The 18,250-nt window shown below is 69.2% G+C and carries 13 protein-coding genes; 5 read left to right on the forward strand and 8 right to left on the reverse strand.

The window, feature by feature from the left end:
- Positions 1 to 10: 10 nt before the first annotated feature.
- The 5 genes from OXG83_11890 to OXG83_11910 are packed head-to-tail and all read right to left on the reverse strand — an operon-like array spanning position 11 to position 4,704.
- The gene (locus OXG83_11890) at positions 11 to 2,251 is read right to left on the reverse strand and encodes a M28 family peptidase (GenBank protein ID MCY3965731.1); all 2,241 of its coding nucleotides are present in this window, start codon (positions 2,249 to 2,251) and stop codon (positions 11 to 13) included.
- 1 nt (position 2,252) lies between these two features.
- A complete protein-coding gene (locus tag OXG83_11895) occupies positions 2,253 to 3,110 on the reverse strand; it encodes a bifunctional 5,10-methylenetetrahydrofolate dehydrogenase/5,10-methenyltetrahydrofolate cyclohydrolase (protein MCY3965732.1) in 858 nt (285 codons plus the stop codon).
- Positions 3,107 to 3,508: a nitrile hydratase accessory protein gene (locus OXG83_11900; GenBank protein ID MCY3965733.1), complete on the reverse strand. Its 402-nt coding sequence runs from the start codon at positions 3,506 to 3,508 to the stop codon at positions 3,107 to 3,109. The genes OXG83_11895 and OXG83_11900 overlap by 4 nt, the downstream gene beginning before the upstream one ends.
- Positions 3,509 to 3,517: 9 nt before the next feature.
- On the reverse strand, positions 3,518 to 4,114 hold the full coding sequence (gene nthA / locus OXG83_11905) for a nitrile hydratase subunit alpha (GenBank protein ID MCY3965734.1): 597 nt from the start codon (positions 4,112 to 4,114) through the stop codon (positions 3,518 to 3,520).
- Positions 4,111 to 4,704: a nitrile hydratase subunit beta gene (locus tag OXG83_11910; protein MCY3965735.1), complete on the reverse strand. Its 594-nt coding sequence runs from the start codon at positions 4,702 to 4,704 to the stop codon at positions 4,111 to 4,113. The genes nthA and OXG83_11910 overlap by 4 nt, the downstream gene beginning before the upstream one ends.
- A gap of 64 nt (positions 4,705 to 4,768) precedes the next feature.
- Between OXG83_11910 and OXG83_11915 the strand changes: the two genes are divergently transcribed.
- Positions 4,769 to 6,184 (forward strand): aminotransferase class III-fold pyridoxal phosphate-dependent enzyme, encoded by a 1,416-nt coding sequence (locus OXG83_11915; GenBank protein MCY3965736.1) that lies wholly within the window; start codon positions 4,769 to 4,771, stop codon positions 6,182 to 6,184.
- Positions 6,185 to 6,280: 96 nt separating this feature from the next.
- Here the strand turns inward: OXG83_11915 and OXG83_11920 are convergent, their stop codons facing one another.
- Positions 6,281 to 8,005 carry a thiamine pyrophosphate-requiring protein gene (locus OXG83_11920; protein ID MCY3965737.1) on the reverse strand — a complete coding sequence of 575 codons (1,725 nt, stop codon included), beginning with the start codon at positions 8,003 to 8,005 and terminating at the stop codon, positions 6,281 to 6,283.
- 33 nt (positions 8,006 to 8,038) lie between these two features.
- On the opposite strand from OXG83_11920, the gene OXG83_11925 reads away from it, so the two are divergent.
- Positions 8,039 to 9,400 (forward strand): alpha/beta hydrolase domain-containing protein, encoded by a 1,362-nt coding sequence (locus tag OXG83_11925; GenBank protein ID MCY3965738.1) that lies wholly within the window; start codon positions 8,039 to 8,041, stop codon positions 9,398 to 9,400.
- Between the two features lie 92 nt (positions 9,401 to 9,492).
- A complete protein-coding gene (locus OXG83_11930; GenBank protein ID MCY3965739.1) occupies positions 9,493 to 11,082 on the forward strand; it encodes a VWA domain-containing protein in 1,590 nt (529 codons plus the stop codon).
- A 17-nt stretch (positions 11,083 to 11,099) separates the two neighbouring features.
- On the opposite strand, the gene OXG83_11935 is transcribed toward OXG83_11930, so the two are convergent.
- Both OXG83_11935 and OXG83_11940 read right to left on the reverse strand, forming a co-directional pair.
- On the reverse strand, positions 11,100 to 12,068 hold the full coding sequence (locus OXG83_11935; GenBank protein ID MCY3965740.1) for an NAD-dependent epimerase/dehydratase family protein: 969 nt from the start codon (positions 12,066 to 12,068) through the stop codon (positions 11,100 to 11,102).
- Positions 12,065 to 15,556 carry an SIS domain-containing protein gene (locus OXG83_11940; GenBank protein MCY3965741.1) on the reverse strand — a complete coding sequence of 1,164 codons (3,492 nt, stop codon included), beginning with the start codon at positions 15,554 to 15,556 and terminating at the stop codon, positions 12,065 to 12,067. Before OXG83_11940 ends, OXG83_11935 begins: the two co-directional genes overlap by 4 nt.
- 60 nt (positions 15,557 to 15,616) lie before the next feature.
- Here OXG83_11940 and OXG83_11945 point away from each other — a divergent pair, with 60 nt between their 5' ends.
- Both OXG83_11945 and OXG83_11950 read left to right on the forward strand, forming a co-directional pair.
- Positions 15,617 to 16,453 (forward strand): carbon-nitrogen hydrolase family protein, encoded by an 837-nt coding sequence (locus OXG83_11945; protein ID MCY3965742.1) that lies wholly within the window; start codon positions 15,617 to 15,619, stop codon positions 16,451 to 16,453.
- 15 nt (positions 16,454 to 16,468) lie between these two features.
- A complete protein-coding gene (locus OXG83_11950; GenBank protein ID MCY3965743.1) occupies positions 16,469 to 18,247 on the forward strand; it encodes an SLC13 family permease in 1,779 nt (592 codons plus the stop codon).
- Positions 18,248 to 18,250: the final 3 nt, after the last annotated feature.

Genomic DNA, 18,250 nt, shown 5'->3' on the forward strand with positions numbered 1-18,250 from the left:
TGGCCGCGGGCTACGGTTCCCTGGACACCGTAGCCCGCGCCATCCGCTTTAGCTGCTCGGCGTACCCGTCGAGCACCTGAGCGGCGATGTCGATCTGCGTCTGGGCCTCCTCCCAGTCGCCCTGCTCGATCGCCTCGCGAACACCCGGCAGCGTCTTCACGCCGTAGCCAGTGTAGAGACCGGGCGAGTACAGGTGATGCCGGAACCAGGGACGGCCCGGCAGGCCGTGGTCCCGCGTCAACAGCCGCTCGCTGCCCAGGATGAGCTCGTCGATTTGCACCTGGACGGCCTCGTCGCCGCCCCCGGCCGCCGCGATCAGCGACAGGTCGGCCTCTCTGGCGCTGCGCTCGAGCCGATCGTGCGCGTTCCGGAGCGGCGCGAAGTTCAGGTAGGGCGCAGGCTCTTTCGCATCAGGCTCGACGAAGGGCCGGGTCGGATCCGCCGCCAGCCGGAAGGCGCCGCTCCGCGCCAGTTCTCCTTCCTGTTCCAGGCGGCTGCGCTCGTTCGCGGCAAGCTCGACCACTTCGTCGACGTAGCGGCCCACCGTCGCCGCGGTCGCGCCAAACTCGAACGGCAACACGTCGGCATTCGCCAGCCGCAGGACGAGACGCAGACCCGTGCGGGCCAACGCGACGCCATAGACGGCGCCCGGATCGACGAACCGCCGGTAGAAGTCGAACGTGTCAAAGGCAGTGTGGTACTCGCCGCCGGACGACTCGCCGCCGTAGCTGACGTTCAGGGACGACACACCGATGTGCTGTAGGAACGGGGAGTAGTCGGACCCCGAGCCCAGGGCGGAGATGCGCAGCCGGTCCGAGGCCTGAAGCCGCTCGTAGACGGCGGAGCCGCCGTGCACCTGTCGCGACGCTCGCAGCCGCTCGCCGACGCTGACGCCGGTCTGTGGATCCTCGACCTCACGCGCAACCTGATTGACCAGCGTCTCCAGGGAGTGCGAGCCGCCGGCGCGCAGAAAACCGCGGCTATTCGAGTCCGAGTTGATGTAGACCGCCGCGTGCTCGCGCAGGGCGTCTGCGTGGTGCTCCGCCCACTCCGTGGAGCCGAGCAGACCCGGTTCCTCGGCATCCCAGGCGGCATACACGATGGTGCGGCGCGGTCGATGACCCTCCCTGGTCAGGCGGCCGACCGCCCGCGCCTCCGCCATCAGAGCGACCAGGCCGCTGATCGGATCGCGGCCGCCGATCACCCAGGCATCGTGGTGGTTCCCGCGCAGAATCCACTGGTCCGGACGCTCGGAGCCGGTCAGGCGCGCGATCACGTTGTGGGCCGGCACGAGATCCCAGTCGAACTCGAGCTGAAGGCGGACGCGAGCGGGCCCGGGGCCGATCCGATAGGTGATCGGAAGGCCGCCGCGCCAGTCTTCGGGCGCGACCTCGCCGCCAAGCGCCGCGAGAAGGGGCTGCGCGTCGCGCCAGGCGATCGGCAGCACGGGTATCCGCATCAGTGTCTCCGCCTCGCTCCGGTCGAGTCGCTCGGCTCCCTCGACGGCGCCGCGCATCGGCGTCAGCGGATCCCCCGGGCGTACGGGGAGATCAAGCACCGAGCCTCGCTGCACGGCGCTCGCGTGCTTGTACGAACCCTCCGGGTAGGCCGCGCCCTGGCTGTATCCGTCGTCGCCCGGATCGTTGAAGATCAGGCAGCCCACCGCTCCGTGCTCGAAGGCGACCTTCGGCTTGATGCCGCGCCACGAACCGCCGTAGCGGGCAATCACGATCTTCCCGGCGACGTCGATGCCGAGCCGTTCGAGCACTTCGTAGTCCGCGGGAATGCCACGGTTCACGTAGACCAGTTCCGCGGTCACGTCGCCGTCGGCCGAGAAGGCGTTGAAGGGAGGCAGCCCCTCGGCGACCGCGAGCTGTGCCGTGGCGTCGTCGGCCGCGGGCTCCTCGACCAGGGACGCCTCGAAGCGGGTCGGCTCCAGGAGGGTCAGCTTCCGCAGCCGGGGTGTCGGGAACAGCACGTGGAAGGTCTCGATCCCGGCTTCGAAGCCCCACTCCCGAAACCGGTCGACCATCCAGCGGGCGTTCGCCTCCGTCTGCGGCGCTCCGGCATGGTGGGGCCGCGGCGTCATGCTGCGGTTCCACGCAATCAGGTCTTCGGCCACGATCCAGCCGTCCGCCCGCTTCTCGATGGCGCGCTGTTCGGCCGCGCGATCGGGGTGAAAGCCGATCAGTTCCTGGGCGGCGGACGGCGCGGCCGCCACGGTGAGCGTCAGGGCCAGCAGACGTTTCATCTCACACCTCCCGTTCCGACGCCGCCAGCACCGTGTTCCGCAGCAGCATCGCCACGGTGGTCGGACCCACCCCCCCGAGCCGGGGCGTGATCCAGCTAGCGACTTCGCCGACGGACTCGTCGACGTCGGGCAGGAGCTTCCTGCCCTCCCAACTGATGCCGCCGCTGACCACGACCGCGCCCGGCTTGATCATCTCCGGCACGACGAACCGGGGCACGCCGAGCGCGGCGACCACGATGTCGGCGCGGCGTGTGAAGGGCCTGACGTCCTTCGCACCCGTGTGCACGACCGTGACCACGGCGTTGGCGCCCGGCTGCTTCAGGGTCAGCAGCAGGGACAGCGGCCGGCCCAGGGTCGGGCCTCGCCCGAGGACGACGACTTCGCGGCCGCCAATGTCGATCCCGTAGTGCTGGAGCATCGCCTGGATGCCCGCCGGCGTGCACGGCACCGGCCCCCGCTCCTGCAGCACGAGCTTGCCGAGGTTCACCGGGTGCAGACCGTCCGCGTCCTTCTTCGGGTCCATGCGCGCCAGGGCCTCGTTGAAGTCGAAGCCGGCCGGCACTGGATGCTGGATGATGTACGCGTCGACTTCGGGGTCCCCGTTGAAACGGTCGACGGCGGCGAGCAGTGCCTCCTGACCGGCGTCCGCCGGCACCTGTTCGTGGAACGAGGCGACGCCGACCTCCTCGCAGGTTTCGTGCTTCTTGCGCACGTAGCCCGCGGATGCCGCGTCGTCACCGACCAGAATCGTCCCAAGGCCCGGCTTGACGCCTGCCGAAGCGAGCTCCTCGACCCGCTTCGCGACATCCTGGAGCACGGCCTCGGCGACCGGCCCGCCAGCAAGTAGTTGCGCCGTCATTCGTCGATCTCCCCCGCGGCGTTCGCCGCGCGTTCCCGTGCGTGGTCGTGATGGTGGTCATGACGATGATCATGCCCGTGGGGACGCCGCGCGAGCCGGCGGACGAGATGGTCGATCTCCGGCCGTTCCACCAACCCCGCAAGCTCCAGCGAGTCCTCGAATGCCTCCCGCCAGCGCTGCCAGTAGTCCCAGGTCTCGTCGCGGCTTCTCGTTTCCCAGTCCGTGATCCGCGCGATCAGGCGGCCGCGGAACATCTCCCAGTCGAGCTGCCCGCCTTCCACCAGCGCCATCGTCAGGCCGAACAGGCGGCTCTCCCAGGGCGCGTCGAAGGCCAGCTCCCCGTTCTCCCGCGGAGGCGCGGCGGCACCGTCCTCATCCAGGCGGACCGGCAGGCTCATGCGGTTCAACTACAGGCGCTCGACGCCGATCATCGAGTCGCGCGTGACGAGGGAGGCGAGTTCTTCCGCGCCCAGTCCAATCGTGCCCTCCGGGCGCTGCGGCAGGACCATGTAGCGCACCTCGGCGCTCGAATCCCAGACCCTCACCTCGACCTCGGGCGGCAGCTCGAGGCCCAGCTCCACGAGCAACCGCCGCGGTTCGCGCACCGCGCGCGCCCGGTAGGCGGGCGACTTGTACCAAGCCGGCGGCAGCCCGAGCACCGCCCACGGGTAGCACGAACAGAGCGTGCAGACGATCAGGTTGTGGACGGACTCCGTGTTCTCCTTGACCACCAGACGGGCGACGTGGGCGTCCGTGTTGTCGCCGAAGCCCAGTTCCCTGATGGCGGGCATCCCGTCCTCAAGCAGCCGCGCCCTGAACTTCGGATCGGTCCAGGCCTTGGCCACCACCCGGGCGCCGCGCAGCGGCCCGATGTCCTGCTCGTAGCGTTCGACCAGAGCGTCGACTGCGGCGGACTTGACCAGCCCCTTCCCCACCAGCAGCGCCTCGATCGCCTCGGTGCGGGTTTCCGGGGATTCGCTTCCGTGCCGGTGATCGGCAGTCATCCGGTCGCCTCCAGGTAAGGCTCGAACAGATCGATGTAGACCGTGGTGGCGGCCTCCGCCTCCTCGCCCCAGAGCTCCCGGCTTTCGAAGGCGACGGTGTAGAGGTACTCCGGCGACTCGCCCCGGTCCTCCGCGTTCGTGTCGGGATAGACGCAGGCCGGATGGACCTCGGCGATCACGCCCCTGCGGTCGCGGGCGTAGCCGGGCAGCCGCGTGTGCCCCTGCGGGTGCCGGTTCCACGTGCGCACCGCGTCGCCGGCCGCGAAACGGGGCTCGCGGTCGACCTCGCGCACGACCGAGCCCACCTGCTCGGGGCGCTCGACCGCCGCGTCGCCGACCAGCCGTTCGGCCGCCAGGGTCTCCAGTGCGTAGAGCCAGCGGCCGTAGTAGCCGTCCGAGAGGTAGCGGTCCGGCGGCATCCGCTCGACCGCATGACGGAAGGCGTCGAGGTTCGCCAGGCCGGCCCCGATGGCGTAGCCCGCCAGGGCGCATACCCGGCCCTGCCAGACCTCCGGGAACAGAACCTCGTCCGGACGCCGGTCCACGGTGCCGAAGCCGTGCATGCCGCCCATGTCGTGGATTCCGTTCATGCTCCGACGGCCGCCGCGCCGCGCGCGCCAGTCTACAAGCCAGCCAAGGGGCTATTCTCAAGCCATGGACACCGCCGACTCCCGATCGACCGCGGGCACGGGCCTGGCGCACGCCCACGACTACCCGTTCCTGGGTCAGGGCAGGGCTCCGCTTGAGGTGGCGTCCGCCGAGGGCTGCTACATGATCACGCCGACCGGTCGGCGGATCCTCGACGCCGCAGGAGGCGCGATCGTCTCGAACATCGGCCACGGCCGGCGGGAGGTGGCGGAGGCCTACGCGCAGGCCGCGGCGCAGACCGACTACATCGTGCCTCCCTTCGCAACCCCGGCGCGAGCGGAACTGGTCCACCGCATGCGGACCCGCTGGCTGCCCGGCGACATCAACCGCGTCCTGTTCGCGAGCGGCGGTTCCGAGGCGATGGACCTCGCGATTCGATTCGCCCGCCAGCACCACCTGTCCGCGGGGCGTCCCGAGCGCTGGCGGGTGTTCGGGCGTCAGCTCTCCTACCACGGCGCCACGATGGCGACGCTGGCGGTGGGCGGACACCACGGGCGCCGGGCCGGCTTCGAGCCCTGGCTGGTCGACGAGCAGACCGACCAGCCGCGGCCACCGGCGCACTACTGCATGCGCTGCCCGCTCGGCAAGACGTTTCCCGGCTGCGACATCGCCTGCGCCGACGAAGTGGAGCGCGTGTTCGAGGAGATCGGCCCGGAGGAGATCGCGGCCTTCGTCGTCGAGCCGATCGTCGGCTCGAATGCCGGCGCGCTCGTGCCCCCGGGCGACTACCTGGAGCGGGTCGCCCGGATCTGCAGGCGGCACGGCATCCTGCTGATCGCCGACGAGGTGATGACCGGCTACGGCCGGACCGGCCGCAAGTTCGGTGTCGACCACTGGGACGTCGTGCCCGACATCCTGGTCGGCGGCAAGGGGTTGACCGGCGGCTACGCGCCCCTGGTCGCGATCTGCGCCCGCGAGGAGGTCACGGCGCCGATTGCAGAAGCCGGGGACTCCGTCATGTTCTTCACCTACGGCGCTCACTCGCCCGCCTGCGCCGCGGCCAGCGAGGTTCTGCGCATCCTCGAGAACGAGGAACTCGTCGAACGCGCCGCCACAGTCGGCGCCGTGCTCGGCGAGCGCCTGCGGGAGACCTTCGCCGATCATCCCCACGTCGCCGAGGTCCGCGGCCGCGGTCTGCTCTACGGCATCGAGATCGTCCAGGACCGCGAGACGCTGGAGCCGTTCCCGGCCGAACTCTCGCTGGTCAACGCCGTCGTGGCGGCCGGGCTGTCGATGGACGTCTTCTTCTACCCCGGCGGCAACGACCCGGCCCGCGACGTGGTCTGCCTCGGTCCGCCCTTCATCCTCGGCGAGGAGGAGATCGAGAAGATCGTCACCGTCCTGCCGAAAGCGATCGACAGCGCGATCGCCCGAAAGGCGCCGGCGCCGTCGCTGCTGGGGCCGCCGGTGTGCTGCGACTAGTCCCTGGCTGCGCGGCAGAAGTCCGGACGCCGGCGCTCCGCGCCGGATGCCGGCGAGGACGCCGGCGTACCCAGCTTCTGCCGCGCACGCTCCTAGCTAGTAGCTGGAGATGCCGATCTCCTTCTCGGTGATGAACTCGAGCAGGGCCGGCGTCCCCGACTCGGTCGCCGCGATGCCGCGGCGGATCGCCGGGACGATCTCCGCCGGCTCGGTCACCCGTTCGCCGTAGCCGCCGAAGGCCTTCGCCATGTCGGCGTAGTGGCCGGAGATGTCCGTGCTGCGGTACTTCTCGGTCGCCACCTGCATGATCGGCAGCTCGATCGCCATCGAGAAGTTGTTGAACAGGATGGACAGGATCGGCAGGCGTTCGCGGACCGCAGTCTCGAAGTCCATGCCGGTGAAGCCGATCGCGGCGTCGCCCCAGACGTTGATGCAGAGCTTGTCGGGCTGGGCGAGCTTGGCGCCCATCGCCAGGCCGAGGCCGTAGCCAAGCTGGGTCGTCTTGCCCCAGCCGATGTAGGAGAGCGGCGTCGTGCTGCGCCAGAACGGCGAGATCTGGTCGCGCGGTGAACCGGCGTCGTGGGTGATGATCACGTTGTCGCGGTCGACCGAGTGCATCAGGTCCCAGAGCACGCGGTAGGGCGAGAGCGGCGCACCGTTCGACGTGAGTTTCGGCATCCACTCGTCGAGCCACCCGGCGCGGATCCGCTCGATCTCGGCCGGCACGGACTCGGCCCGCGAGGCCGCGTGCGGCAGCGACCGGCCTTCCAGCTCCCCGATCAGGGCGGCGAGGGTCAGCTTGGCGTCGCCCGCCACGACGCAGTCCGATGCGACGTTCTTGTTCAGGTCGACCGGGTCGAGCGTCGAGTGCAGGTACTTCGCCTGCGGGTACTTGCCGAAGTAGATGCCGAACGCGGTCGTCGTGAAACTGCAGCCGATGCCGAAGATCACGTCCGCCGCGCCCAGGAACTCGTGAACCGTCTTCGGCACCGCGCGGCCGCCCGAGCCGAGCGACAGCGGGTGATCCTCGTTGAAGGCGCTCTTGCCGCCGAGGCTGGTCGTCACCGGCGCGTTCAGCAGCTCCGCCAGACGAAGCAGTTCGTCCCAGGCCTCCGCGTAGTGGACGCCCTGGCCGGCGTAGATCACCGGCCGCTCGGCCGCCGACAGCATCGCCGCCGCGTCCCGGACCAGGTCCGGATCGGGCCCCACGCGCACGGCACCGCTCGGGCGGGGTCCCAGATCGTCCGGCACGTCTTCGCCGAAGACGTCGGCCGGCACCTCGACCATCACCGGTCCCGGCCGGCCGGAACGTAGCTGGGTGAAGGCCCGGCGCATCACTTCGGGCAGCGCCTTACCCATGCTGAGCGGCTCGCACCACTTCGTCACGTGCTGGAAGTTGGCCACCGCGTTGAAGTTCGGCGCCACGTGCATCGCCCGGCGGCTGTACCCCATCGGCATGACCAGGATGGGCGCCGACTCGCCGTAGGCCTGGGCAACACCGCCGAAGGCATTCTCGGTCCCGGGCCCGCTCTGCATCGTGAACACGCCGAGCTGTTTGCCCGAGCTCAGCCGGCTGACCGCGTCGGCCATGTGCAGGCCGATCCGCTCCTGGCGGACGATCACGGTGCGGATGTCCGCCACGGCCGCGGCCTCGATGATCGGGTTGACCGGGTAAGCGACGATGAACTCGACGCCCTCCCGCTTGAGGTACTCGGCGACGCCCTGGGCTACCTTCACGCTGGAACTCCTGAGATTCTGGGTGGGGAGAGGGGCGGCTACGATACCCGGAACCAGGAAAGTCCCAGAAGCTGGAGGACCCAAGAGATGGAAGACACCGCGAAGAGGATCAGCCAGATGACGTTCGCAGCGATCCTGCTGGCGCTCGGCGCGGCCTTCGCCGCCACCCCGAACGCGCCAACCCTGTCCGGGCCCATCACGGGCGGAGAACGCGGCACCCCCTTTGCCGCCGTCAACGTGGCGGATCGCGGCTATCTGACAGAGGAGTACTTCCTCGAAGGCGAGGCGACCGCGTACGAACTCGCCTCTGGCACTCAGGGCGCGACCGGCCAGTGGAACACCCGGGCGTCCGCCGACAAGGCCGACTACAAGACACGCCTGCTGGTGGTCCGGCCCAGGGACGCGTCGAAATTCAACGGCACGGTGATCGTCTTCTGGCTGAACGTCACCGCCGGCTTCGAACTGGGTTCCGCGAGCGACGAGGCCCTGCGCGGCTACGCCTGGGTGGGCGTATCCGCGCAGAAGGTCGGTGTCCACGGCTTCCCCCAGAATCCCGGCGGACTCAAGGCGTGGGACCCGGAACGCTACGGCTCGCTCGACCACCCCGGGGACGCCTACTCCTACGACATCTTCACCCAGGTCGCGAGAGCCATCGGTCCGGAACGCGACCGCCAAGGCCTGGACCCGATGGGCGGCCTGGAGGTCGAGCGCCTGATCGCGGCCGGCGCTTCCCAGTCCGCCGCGCGGTTGCGCACCTACATCAACGGCGTCCACCTGCTGACACAGGTGTTCGACGGCTTCCTGCCGTTCATCGACTTCGGCGGTGTCGTGCCGTTCGCGTCCGAGCGCGGCGGCGGACGCCGGGGACGCACTCTCGCGTCGGTCCGATCGGACCTGGACGTCCCGGTCATTGTCGTGAACTCGGAGACCGAGCTGACCAGCTACTACTCCGTGCGCGAGCCGGACTCGGCCCGCTTCCGACTCTGGGAGGTGGCGGGGACGTCGCACGTGTCCGCGGCGAGACCGAAAGAACGCACCGTCGAGGGATCCAACTGGCTGTCCTACTCCCCCGTGTACCAGGCCGCGATCCGGCATCTTGACCGCTGGATCAGGGACGGTGTCGAACCACCGAGCATGCCGCGCGTCGAGATGAAGGCCGGCGATCCGAATCCCGAGGTCGTCCGGGACGAACACGGCAACGCCATGGGCGGCATCCGCCTGCCGGAGCTCGAGGCGCCGACCGCCTCGCACAGCGGGTTCGGCACGCAGAGGGAAGGGACGCGGTTCGGGTTCCTGTACGGAACCGCGACCGACTTCGACAGCGAGCAGCTGGCGGCGCTGTACCCGGACAGCAAGCACTATCTCGATGCCTGGAACGGCGCACTGGACCGTCTGATCGAGCAGGGCATGATCCTGCCCGAGGACGCACCGGAGATGCGGCAGCGCACAGAGGAATGGGCGGCGCGGCTAGACGGCTGACCGGCTGTCTGTTGCTGGGAGTCGTGCTGTGTGCCCCGGTGCACGCAGCTCAGGAACCGGCCGCCGCGCAGACCTTTGCGGACACGGTGTCCGTGACCGAGCTACTCGTCCACGTCGTGGTGACGGGTCGGGACGGCGACCCCGTGACAGACCTGGAGCAGGAGGACTTCGTCGTCCATGTGGATGGCGATCGGGTCGAGATCACGGGGTTTCGGCGTACGCTCCTGCGCGAGCAGGCAACAAACCGAACCGCAGGCGCAGTCGTGGCGGAGGGGCCGAGGGGGCCGCCCGTCAGCGTCGTCGTCTATCTCGACGAGGCCGGTACGCGGTTCTTCGACCGCCGGCGCTTTCTGCACAGAGTGCAGCGCGAAGCGGAGGCCCTCCGCGCCTGGAACGCGCGATTCGCTCTGGTCACGTCCGGGGACCACGTACAGATCCGGGTGCCCCCGACGGAAGATCTGGATGCCGTACTGGCTGCGGCCGCCGCACTGCCCCTGCCCAAGTGGCGGTCTCGTCAGACCGGGCGGCACTTCCAACGCGCAAGGGAGCAGGTCGGCGAGGTCCTCTTCGCCCCGTATGGCGATGGCTGCGGGGAGGGGTTCCCTCAGGTGACGGCCCTCGTCAAGGGTTACGAAGTGCGGGAGAGGCGGCGGACGGCGGAGCGACTGGATGCCCTCTGGGATGTGGTCACGGCGTTCAGCGGTGTTCCGGGCAGGAAGGTAGTCCTCTACGTCGGCAACGGCTTCGCTCAAGTGCCGGGAGAAGAGCTCCACGACTACGTACTCCGGCACTGTCTTGGCGTGGGGTCCGGTGGCGGGGCGGCTCTGCTGGGGCCGGGCGGCGAGTCGAGCAAGCTCTTCGACCAGGTGGCCGCGCATGCGAACGCGAACAACACGACGCTCTACATGCTGGACGCTGGCGGCGTGCCCTCCATCTCCCACTCCGGGCGCTCCTGGAGACTGAACCGGCAGGGCGGGATGACGTATCTGTCCCGGAAGACAGGCGGTCGCACCCTCTTCAACTCGAACGCCCTTGGCCCCTTGCTGGACGACGCGGAAGAGCACCTGGACGCTTCCTACCAGCTGGCCGTCGCAGTCGCCGACCAGAAGCCCGGAGCACTGAGGCAGATCGACGTGGAGCTGGCTCCGACGCTTCGGCGCCAGGGACACCGCCTCGCCTATCGCCGGTCATGGCAGGACAAGTCACGGGACCAGATGATCGCCGAGCGGCTCGTCAGTACGGCCTGGCTGGACGGGAACTGGCTCGCCGAGGCGGCGAACCCCTTGAGCGTGGCGATGCGCTTCACGGCGACAACGCCTCTCGAGGCGGACGGCGATCGGCGGAGACGCAGGAACCGCGAAGAGGTTCACGAGCTCGTGGTCCGGGTGGCGATTCCCGAGTTGGCGGCAACGCTGCTGCCAGGCCCCGATGGCGACAGGGGCACGCTGGGTCTCTGGCTGATGGCCGTGGAGAGGAACAAGGGGTACCGGACTCCGGTGCGGCGGATGCTCCTCGAGCTTGGAGGCCCCGAGGGCCTCCGGTCCCATGGGGGCTTTCACTTCGTCGACCTGGGCGTGAAGCTCTGGGAAGGGGAGTACACGGTCGTCCTGGGCGTGGTGGACGAGCCAACCGGGACGATGTCCGTCCTGCGCGAGGCGACCTCCGTTCCCTCGACCGGCTGAGGCCGCGCCGCTTCCTGTCACAGGCCGTAGTACTCGCGGTACCAGTCGACGAAGCGGGGAATGCCGACGTCGATCGTGGTGGTCGGTTCGTAGCCCAGGGATTCCCTGGCCGTCGTGAGGTCGGCCGACGTCCGCACGACGTCGCCTGGCTGCATCGGCAGGAACTCCTTGTCGCCCTCGCGGCCGCAGCTCGATTCGATCTGCCGGATGAAGGCCATCAGCTCTTCGGTGCGGCCGGCGGCGAGATTGCAAACGAGGTTCTCGTGGTTGCGGTCGATCGCCGAGACGACTCCGGTCACGATGTCGTCGATGTAGGTGAAGTCCCGGTGCATCCGGCCGTGGCCGAACACCTTCATGCGCTCACCGCGCAGCAGGGCGCCGGTGAACAGGAACAGCGCCATGTCCGGACGCCCCCACGGGCCGTAGACGGTGAAGAAGCGCAGGCCGGTGACGCGCAGGCCGTAGAGGTGGTTGTACACCGAGCCCATCAGCTCGTTCATCTTCTTCGTCGCGCCGTAGAGGGAGCACTGTGCCGACGTGCTGTCGTTCTCGCTGAGCCGGTCCCGAGTGCTGTCGCCGTAGACCGAGCTGCTGGAGGCGTAGATCAGGCCGCCGACCTCCCGGTCCCGGCACAGTTCGAGCACGTGGGTGAACGCCTGCACGTTGTCTCGAACGAATGCGTTCGGGTGCGCGATTGAGTGCCGTACTCCCGCCTGGGCCGCGAGGTGACAAACCCGGGTTCCGCCGGTTCTACCGGCGACCAGCTCGTCGAAGGCGGCCCCTAGAGTCTCGCGATCTCCGATGTCGGCGCGTACCAGTCGAAAGGCGGGATACCTCTCGAGGATCGCGCTGCGGGCCTCCTTGAGCTTGGGGTCGTAGTACCGGTTGAAGTTGTCGTACCCGATCACCTGATCGCCGCGCTCGAGCAGAGCCCTGGCCACGTGGAAGCCGATGAACCCGGCGCTGCCGGTGAGCAGAATCCTCACGACGCGGGCCCGGCAGCCCCACTCCGCCAACGCTCCGCGAGCTGGGAGACCGGGTCGATCAGAAGATCCTCGACCGGCAATTCGGCCAGCAGGCGATCGTCGAAGTCCGGCGCTCTCTTCAGCACCTGGTCGCGCAGACCCGAGTACCGCTCCCGGTAACCGGAGAGCAGCCGGCGCAGTTCCGTGGCCCCCGCGCGCTCGCGGAAGCGGACGTGAATCAGGTTGAGCGCCGAGACCTCGCCCCCGCTCCACTCCGGCACGCCGATGAACACACGGCCATCCGTCCGTCCACGCGCCGCCAGCAATCGGCCCTCGACCGCGACCGCGTACTTCGTGCCCTTGAGCAGCGGCTGCCGGACCGTCCGCGACTGCAGATCACGGCAGAGGCCGCCGGCGCGCAGGACCCGGATCGTGGCTGCGTCGCCCGGCGCCGGGCCATCGCCTCCGCGCCAGAGTTGATAGCGGACGTAGCCGAGCACCTGATCGACAAAGGGATCGAGCGCGCTCATCGTCCGCTGGTCCTCGGACGAGATCGACTCTTCCGGCGCGCCGGCTTCGAGCAGGGCGGTCGCCAGGGACATCCGCCCCAGGGTCTGGTCGTGGCGGGAGATTCCGACGGTCACCGTCTTCGCCTGGTGCTTGATCGTGTCGATGTGACGGGTCAGATCGTCGATGGCCGGGGTCAGAGCGCGCCGCAGAGCTTCGAGCAACGCCACGGCATCGGCATCCTCCACGTCCGAGGCTCCGACCGCGCTCAGACGGTCGAGTGCCACGGCCAGCCGCACCGCCCTGCCGGTCCGCAGGTTGCCGTCGTAGCTGCCATCGGCCAGGCGCTCCCGAACCGCTTCGATCTCGGGGGCGGCTAGTTCGCGCAATCGGGCCACCGGTCGCGGGTGCATCCCGGCGCCCAGGAGCGACTCGACCGCGGTGCGGATTACCCGTAGCGGCCTGGCGAGATCGTCGATCGCGAGCGCGGCGTGGTAGCCGAACAGGTGTCCTACAACCGTCGCCAGGACGAAGGACAGCTCGGGCGCGACGGCCGGCACCTCGATCACCGCCGGCGCCTCGAATCCCACGCCCTCCGAGGCGATGACGATCGGCGTCGCGCGGTGGGCCCCGTAGACGTCGATTTCCTTCCGCGTATCGGCCGCCGTCGAGCCCTGGACGCCCGTCGCGCAGACGAGGATCAGCGGCTCGGACGACAGGTCGATGTGCTTCTTGTCCTCCGTGGCGTCGCAGGCGATCGCCTTGTAGCAGAGTTCGGCGAGCTTGATCCGGATCTCCTCGGCCGCGATCCGGTCGAGGCCGTTGCCGACCACCGACCAGTCCCGCAGGCCCGGCGCGTACCGCCGCGCCGCTTCGGCGATCGCTCCGCGCAGCGCGAGGGTGCGCTCCATCGCGTCCGGCAGACCGCGCAGCTCCCGCAGCAGCCGGTCGGCGGCGGGCCTCTCGTCGGCGCCCCCCGCGACCAGGTCCGCGATCGCCACGGCCAGCAGCATCCCGGCCGCGATCTGGGAGTAGAACGCCTTGGTCGACGCGACGCTCATTTCCACGTCGCGGCCGTCCGAGGTGTAGAGGACACCGTCGGCCCGATCCGCCAGGTCCGAGTTCCGCCGGTTGACGATGGCGATGGCACGGGCTCCGCGACGCTGCGTCAGGTTGAGTGTGCGCAACGTGTCCGTCGTCGTTCCCGACTGGCTGACCGCGACGACCAGGGTGTCCGTCATGTCGGGCAACAGATGGAAGCCCGACAACTCAGTGGCCGGCATCGCCTCGACGCGAAGTCCGCGGAGATTCCGCTCCCGCAGCCGCCCCTCGATCGAAGCGGCGATCCCGGAGCCGGCGACGGCGGCCGTACCCTGACCCGTGATCACGATCCTCCTGATCGTGCCGCCTCCCAGGTCCCGCGCCATGGCTTCCGGAATCGTCTGATCGCCCAGCGTCACCCGGAGGCGGCCGCCGTCATCCTCCAGCAACTTCCCGCGCAGCGTCTTCCGCACCGATCGCGGCGCCTCGCTGATCTCCTTCAAGAGGAAGTGGGCGAACTCCCCCCGGTCGATGTCACGGGTCGTGATCTCCGCCCGCTCCAACTCCTCCCCATCCACCGGCAGCGGTGAGCCGTCCATGCCGAAGCGCCCGATCCCGCCGAGTTCTCCGGCGCGGCCGGCATCGAGGAGAGCGATCTGGCCCCTGGGCGCGCCGGGCGCGTCGCGGCCGCTCGCCGCCTCGCCGTCCAGGCGGAGCCAGGTGGAGGTCTCCTCCACCAGGCCGTAGGGCTCGCTGGCGACCACGAAGGCATGGTCCGCGAGCCCCACGTACAGCCCCTGGCCGCTGCCCCGGATCGCCAGGTACAGGCGGCCCGGATCGTCTCCGCACAGGGCACCGACGGCGAGCGAGCCCTCGAACCCTGAAACCGTGCCGCGGAACGCGTCGAGCGGTTTGTCACCGCGAGCCAGCCGGCGCGACATGAGCACCGGCATGACCTTCGCATCCGTCGTGATGCGAGCGGCGAGGTCGAGCTTCTCCAGCACCCGCAGATCGGCGTGATTGTCGATGTCGCCGTTGATCGCCGCCACGACACGCGGCGCCTGATCCGTACCTGCTTCGCCGGCGCCTGTCTCGGCCTCGTTCAAGGGATGGGCGTTCGCCTCGTTGACCCGGCCGACGCTGGCCCAACGCGTGTGACCGAGGATCGCCGCTTCCAGGTCGGGGCATTCAAGGGCCGCCTCCAGAACGGCGTCGCCGGTAACCGCCGCCCGCAGAAACCGGACGTTGTCGCCCAGTTCTCCGATCTCTTCGGCGCACTTGTAGACCAGCCCGATGCGCCCGCCACGGTCGACGACAGCGCCGTGCCCGAACAGCGGATCCCCGGAGCGCCGGGCGAGCTCCGCTCGGGTCGCCGGCTCCGCCGCGCCCAGGCCGTGTCCCGACAGCAGCAGATAGAGGCCGGCGGAGTCGCGACCGCGGATCTCCAGCCGGTCGAGCGACGACAGCGCCTGCTGCACGCCGATCAGGACATCGAGCCCCGCGTCGCTGACTCCGGCCGGGGCCAGTGCCCGAACCTCGGCCGCGGTCCGCAGCCGGTCGCAGCGAATCGCCCACTCAGCGTCGGCCAAGGCGCCAGCAGCCTTGCCGATGACCTCCTGGCCCGCGTCGCCGAACGCCGCCGCGCCCGCGTCGAGCGTCGAGTCCAGCGTCTTCCGGGCCTCGAGGATCGGCGCCAGGGCCTCCTCGACGGCAGCGCACAGTGCCGGCTCCCGCACGAGCGAGCGCAACGCCGGACGAGCGCGCAGCAGGCGGTTCCAGCTTGCGATCTCCGAGGCGGCGTCTGTCAGTTCCGACGCGAGCGCCGCCGCGTCGCCCCCCTTCACGCGACCCACTGCTCCTTCGACGCGGCGACCTGCCGCGGCGAGCCCCTCCAGCACTTGCCTCGAACAGCTCGCCGGCCCGGGATGGGGGCGCATCAGGATGCCGACGATCCCGCACATGGGGAGAGAAGCTTAGCCGGAACGTGACGGTAAGCTCCGCGCCAAGGGGACGGGACCGGAATGAACGACACATCGACCTACCTCGCCGCCGTGGTCCAGATGGGCTCCACGTCTGACGAACAGGCCAACTGGGAGACGGCCCGGCACTGGATCGAGACCGCCGCGGACCGCGGCGCGAAGTTCGTCAGTACGCCCGAGAACACGAACTACCTCGGACCGCACAAGGAGAAGGTCAAGCTCGCGGAGCCGACCTCGGGCGCAACCTGCGCGCGTTTCGCGGAGTTGGCCCGGAAGCGGGGCATCTACGTCCTCCTCGGCTCCTACAACGAGCTCTCCCCGGAAGAACAGGGAAGCCGCTGCTACAACACGAGCGTCCTGTTCGATCCCCGGGGCGAGATCGTGGCCACGTACCGCAAGATCCATCTCTTCGACGTGGATCTTTCCGACGCGGTGCGGTTCCTCGAGTCGAAGACGGCCGTGCCCGGCGCGGACACGGTGACCGTCGATACGGCTCTGGGCCGCCTCGGCCTCACCGTCTGCTACGACCTCCGGTTCCCCGAGCTCTACTTGAGACTGGCCCGCGATGGAGCCGAGATCCTGACCGTCCCCTCGGCCTTCACCCTGATGACCGGCAAGGACCATTGGTTCCCGCTGCTGCGGGCCCGCGCGATCGAGACCCAGTGCTACGTGCTGGCCGCGGCGCAGACCGGCCGCCACGACGACCGCGGGCTACGGCACAGCTACGGCCACTCGGTGATCATCGATCCGTGGGGCCACGTCCTGGCCGATGCCGGCGACGGACCCGGCATTGCGGTCGCGGAGATCGACCGCGGCCGCGTCGCCGAAGTGAGACGCTCGATGCCGGTCGCATCGCACCGGCGGCTGCCGCTCGGCTGAGTCCCGGATCCGCAGATGGAAATCTGGATCCTCATCGCCGTCATCGTCTTCACGTTCCTGGCGTTCAGCTTCGAGTGGCTGCGGATCGACGCGGTCGCCCTCTCAAGCCTGGGTCTGCTGCTCCTGTTCGGACTGGTGACGCCCCAGGAGGCGATCCGGGGTTTCAGCAACGACGCCGTGATCACGGTGATGATGATGTTCATCCTGAGCTACGGGCTGACCCACACCGGCTTGATCGACCGCTTCGGCCAGAAGCTCGCGCAGATGTCCGGGCACACGCACTGGGCCGCTGCGATCGCCCTGATCCTGGTCTGCGGCGTCCTCTCGGCCTTCATCAACAACACCGCCGCGCTGGCGATCCTGATGCCGGTCGGCATCCAGATCGGGAAGCACTACGGCGTGTCGCCGTCCCGGATCCTGCTCCCCCTCTCCTACCTCTCGATCATCGGCGGCACTTGCACCCTGATCGGCACTTCGACGAACCTGCTGGTCGCCTCCATGTCGGCGGAGTACGGCTTCGGAGCCTTCAGCATGTTCGAGTTCCTGGCGCTCGGACTGATCCTCCTGGTTGTCGGCTTCGCCTACATCGTGTTCGTGCCGATGCGACGCCTCCCGGATCGTGCCGGCGCCTCCGACCTGACCACCAAGTACCAACTGTCTTCGTTCCTGACCGAGGTCCAGGTGCCGGAGGGGAGCTCGCTCGTTGGTAACAACGTGGTCGACGCGCACATCAACGAACGTTTTCGCCTCACGGTGCTCGAGATCCTGCGCGGCGAGGAGCGGATCGCCGTCGAGCTCCGCTCAACGCCCATGCAGGGCGGCGACATCCTGATCGTCGAGGGCCTGATGGACGACATCGTCAGCTTCCGGGACCACTACGGCCTGCGCCTTCGCACGGAAACGAAGATCGGCGACCGGGACCTCTCGGACCAGAACAACATCATGGCGGAGATCCAGCTCTCGCCGGTCTCCCGGCTGACCGGCTCGACGATTCGCGACCTGGACTTTCGCCGCCGCTTCGGCTGCTTCGTGCTGGCGCTCAACCGCACGGGCGAGCCGATCCGCGAGAAGCTGGCCCACATCGTCCTCCACAACTGGGACACGCTGCTCGTGTTCGGCCCCCGTTCGCGGATCGAGGCCCTCTACGAGACGGAGGACTTCATCCCGCTCCAGCAGGACGTCAAGCTGCGCCTCGTCATCCCGCGGCGCTGGTGGCTCGCCGTCGTGATCATCCCGATCGTCGTCATCGTCGCCGCCACCGGCGTCACCTCGATCCTGAAGGCCTCGATCCTGGGCGCCGTGGCGCTCATCGTCTTCGGCGGCATCTCGGTGCAGCAGGCATACGAGGCGATCAACTGGACCGTCATCTTCCTGCTCGTCGGCATCCTGCCGATGGGAATCGCGATGGAGAAGACCGGCCTCGCGGAGATGATCGGAGAGACGATCGCGAATGCAGGCGCCGATTACGGGCCCTGGGCGGTCATCGCGCTGGTCTACCTGGCGACGGCCCTGCTCTCGGAGATCGTCTCGAACAACTCGACCGCGGTGCTCATGGTGCCGATCGCGGGCACCGCCGCCGCGTCGATGGGGCTCGATCCGAAGCCCTTCATGATGACCGTCGCCTTCGCCGCTTCGGCGAGCTTCCTGACCCCGATGGGCTACCAGACGAACGCGATGGTCTTCGGACCCGGCGGCTACCGCTTCATGGACTACGTGAAGTTCGGTGCACCGCTCAAGATCGTCTTCTGCGTTCTGTCGGTGTGGCTGATCCCCGTGTTCTGGCCGCTGACGTAAGGG

Source organism: Acidobacteriota bacterium (assembly GCA_026707545.1).
Taxonomy (GTDB): Bacteria; Acidobacteriota; Thermoanaerobaculia; order Multivoradales; family Multivoraceae; genus Multivorans.

Coding starts and splice junctions, on each gene's coding strand:
- OXG83_11900 (MCY3965733.1), bottom strand. CDS start 3,508: ATGAGCCTGCCGGTCCGCCTGGATGAGGACGGTGCCGCCGCGCCTCCG.
- OXG83_11940 (MCY3965741.1), bottom strand. CDS start 15,556: ATGTGCGGGATCGTCGGCATCCTGATGCGCCCCCATCCCGGGCCGGCG.
- OXG83_11925 (MCY3965738.1), top strand. CDS start 8,039: ATGACGTTCGCAGCGATCCTGCTGGCGCTCGGCGCGGCCTTCGCCGCC.
- OXG83_11895 (MCY3965732.1), bottom strand. CDS start 3,110: ATGACGGCGCAACTACTTGCTGGCGGGCCGGTCGCCGAGGCCGTGCTC.
- OXG83_11950 (MCY3965743.1), top strand. CDS start 16,469: ATGGAAATCTGGATCCTCATCGCCGTCATCGTCTTCACGTTCCTGGCG.
- OXG83_11945 (MCY3965742.1), top strand. CDS start 15,617: ATGAACGACACATCGACCTACCTCGCCGCCGTGGTCCAGATGGGCTCC.
- OXG83_11915 (MCY3965736.1), top strand. CDS start 4,769: ATGGACACCGCCGACTCCCGATCGACCGCGGGCACGGGCCTGGCGCAC.
- OXG83_11890 (MCY3965731.1), bottom strand. CDS start 2,251: ATGAAACGTCTGCTGGCCCTGACGCTCACCGTGGCGGCCGCGCCGTCC.
- OXG83_11910 (MCY3965735.1), bottom strand. CDS start 4,704: ATGAACGGAATCCACGACATGGGCGGCATGCACGGCTTCGGCACCGTG.
- nthA (MCY3965734.1), bottom strand. CDS start 4,114: ATGACTGCCGATCACCGGCACGGAAGCGAATCCCCGGAAACCCGCACC.